This is a genomic window from Aminobacter sp. P4_D5 (assembly GCF_056401815.1).
In genome coordinates this window covers 1-2,847 of sequence record NZ_JBFUIP010000322.1, presented here as the reverse complement: position 1 = coordinate 2,847, position 2,847 = coordinate 1, and the positions used below count along the sequence as shown (strand labels likewise).

4 protein-coding genes are annotated in these 2,847 nt (G+C 63.2%); 2 read left to right on the top strand and 2 right to left on the bottom strand.

What is annotated here, in order from left to right:
• Together AC1DWF_RS31405 and AC1DWF_RS31400 are read right to left on the bottom strand one after the other, a co-directional pair.
• On the bottom strand, positions 1 to 408 hold a 408-nt coding region (locus tag AC1DWF_RS31405), incomplete at its 3' end, for an aldehyde dehydrogenase family protein (RefSeq protein WP_476842504.1).
• Between the two features lie 114 nt (positions 409 to 522).
• Positions 523 to 1,053 carry an Lrp/AsnC family transcriptional regulator gene (locus AC1DWF_RS31400; RefSeq protein WP_476842503.1) on the bottom strand — a complete coding sequence of 177 codons (531 nt, stop codon included), beginning with the start codon at positions 1,051 to 1,053 and terminating at the stop codon, positions 523 to 525.
• 53 nt (positions 1,054 to 1,106) lie between these two features.
• Here AC1DWF_RS31400 and ehuR point away from each other — a divergent pair, with 53 nt between their 5' ends.
• Together ehuR and AC1DWF_RS31390 are read left to right on the top strand one after the other, a co-directional pair.
• Positions 1,107 to 2,492 carry a MocR-like ectoine utilization transcription factor EhuR gene (gene ehuR, locus AC1DWF_RS31395; protein WP_476789091.1) on the top strand — a complete coding sequence of 462 codons (1,386 nt, stop codon included), beginning with the start codon at positions 1,107 to 1,109 and terminating at the stop codon, positions 2,490 to 2,492.
• Between the two features lie 117 nt (positions 2,493 to 2,609).
• Positions 2,610 to 2,847, top strand: a 238-nt coding sequence (locus AC1DWF_RS31390; RefSeq protein ID WP_476842502.1) for an ATP-binding cassette domain-containing protein, incomplete at its 3' end; no start/stop codon positions are given.

Here is a 2,847-nt window from a genome sequence, read left to right as displayed (position 1 = left end):
GCCCTCCTCGGCGTACCACTCGATGAAGGAGGCTGCGTAGTCGATCTCGCCGCGCGATTCCTGCAGCGGCTTTCCCTGTTCCAGCGTCATGATCAGCGCAAGGTCTTCCCTGGCGGCGACGATGAGCTCGAACCAGCGCCGCAGAATCGCTGCCCGCTGTTGCGGCAGGAGGCCGCGCCATGCCGGAAAGGCGGCATACGCTGCATCGATGGCGGTTCCGGTCTGGCTGGCGTCTAAAGCTGCGACATTGGCGATAACGGCGCCATTTGCCGGATCCCTCACGTCGAAGGAGGCTACCTTTGAGCCGGCCGTCCACTTGCCATCGACATAGGCGAGCTGGCGCAGCAACCGGTGGTCGGCGAGATGGTCAAGGTCGCTGCTGTGTGCGGCTGCAAGTCGTGCGGTCATCGGAACCTCCATGAGATGACCGATGATAGCCGCGCGGAACCAGTAGGATGGTCCAAACCCGCTGCCCGATGCAGGCGATTTGGCTGCCAGACCGAGCTTTCTTAGAGAGATTATCTATTGCGATTGCGTGCCTCTGTCGGCCAGCAGGCCGCCGACCGGGACAGGTTCATTTTCCTTCACTGTCCGCGTCACGATGTAGGTGAAGTRGCGGTCGATGCCGATCTCGCACTCGAGCAGCCCGTCGACGAGACGCTGGTAGGCGTCGATGTCGCGTGCCACGATCTTCAGCATGTAGTCGATGCCGCCGCCGACCGACCAGCAGCAGACGATTTCGGGCGTTTTGCGGACGACCCGCTCGAAACGGTCGAAATCCGCCTGGCGGTGACTGCGCAGCGTCACCTCGACCAGCACAGTTGCGATCGGCGCCACGGCGCGCAGTTCGAGCGATGCATTATAGCCGCTGACGATGCCGGCCTTTTCCAGCTTGCGCAGCCGCAGCCAGGCGGGCGTCGGCGACAGGCCGACCTTCTCGGCCAACGCCAGCTTGGTGATGCGTCCGTCGCGCTGGATCGCGTCGAGAATCTTGAGGTCGATGGCGTCGAGCTTGATCATGCTGGCCTGTGTAAACTGCGCATGCGCGACCATGAGATCGGCTTTGACCCATTGTCAATTGCACTGATTTCGATCTCTAATAAGTCATGACAATCTGGCAGCCCGACCCTGGCCTCCTCAAGCGCCCCGCCTATCTCTCGCTGGCCGACCAGTTCGCCCGCGCCATCCATGACGGCCGGCTGCCGAACGGCACGCGCCTGCAGACTCACCGCAAGCTCGCCTACCAGCTCGGCCTGTCGGTGCAGACGGTCAGCCGCTCCTATGAGGAGCTGATCCGGCGCGGGCTGATCTCCGGCGAGGTCGGGCGCGGCAGTTTCGTCCAGACCGCGCGGCGCGAGGTCGAGCCGCCTTATCTGCCGGAGCGGCTGGGCGAGGTGATCGACCTGTCGATCCTGAAGCCCGTCTGCGAGCCGATGCATCTCGAGCGGCTGAAGCAGGCGTTGACCTGGCTGGGACAGCATCTGCCGTCGAGCTCTGCTTTGTCATTCCGTCCGAACGTCGTTTTCCCGCGCCACCGCGCTATTGCGGTGGAATGGCTGAGGGAATGCGGTATCGCCGCATCGGCCCAGAACGTCACTCTGACCAATGGGGCGACCGCGGCGATGACGGTTGCATTGATGAGCGTGGCGCCGCCCGGATCGACCGTCGCCACCGAAGCCATCGGCCACCACACGCTGGTGCCGCTGGCGACATATCTCGGCTTCAACCTGGAAGGCCTGCCGATCGACGAAGACGGCATCCTCCCGGATGCGTTCGACAAGGCATGCCGCGATGCCGACATCCGCGCCGTCTTCGTCCAGCCATCGGTGATCAACCCGACCGCGACGCTGATGAGCGAGAGCCGGCGCGCGGCGCTGGCCGAGGTCGCCCGCAAGCACGACATCGCCATCATCGAAAGCGACGTGCTCGGTCCGCTGATCGAGGATCGGCCGCCGCCGATCGCCGCGCTTGCGCCCGAGCGCACGCTCTATCTGACCAGTTTCACCAAGATCACGGTCCCCGGCCTGCGCCTGGGCTATCTGGTCGCACCAGATCGTTACGCCGCCGCCGTCGCGAACCGGCACCTGGTGTCGAACTGGATGGCGACGCCGATCCTCGCCGAGATCGCCTCGAAATGGGTGACGGACGGAACCGCGATGGAACTGGTGCGGTGGCAGCGCAACGCGTTGCAACGGCGGCAGACGATCGTTGCCGAGTTGCTGGGCGCAGGGCGCGTGTCGACGCATCCCAATGCCTTGCATCTGTGGCTGCCATTGCCGGACAACCGCACCGAGGAAGGTTTCGTCGCGCAGGCCCGCCTGCAGGGCGTCGCGATCGCGCCCGGCCTATCGTTCCGGACCTCGGACGCGCCGTGGCAGTCCGCCGTGCGGGTGTCGCTGGGTTCCACCACCGAAGGCGAACTGCGCGCGGGCCTTGGCATCGTCGCACGACTGTTGCTGGGCGAGCCGGAGCATCTTCTGCTCGCGATCTAGTTTTTGGATCAGGAAACGGGCACAATCAGAATAATTGTCATGATATTATTTTTCGAATTGACATGATTTGGTAAGTTTAACATCGTTCAGGCATCGGACCGTCAGACCGGAGTAACGATGGCTGAGCCTATCATCAAGATCGACGCGATCAGCAAGAGCTTCGGCGTCTTCAAGGTGCTGGACCAACTGTCGATGCAGGTGATGCCGCGCGAAAAGCTGGCGCTGATAGGTCCATCCGGCTCGGGCAAGACGACCATCCTGCGTATCCTGATGACTCTTGAGCGTATCGATGACGGTCACATCGCGATCGAAGGCGAAGAACTTTACCATATGCCCGGGAATGGCGGGCTGGTCT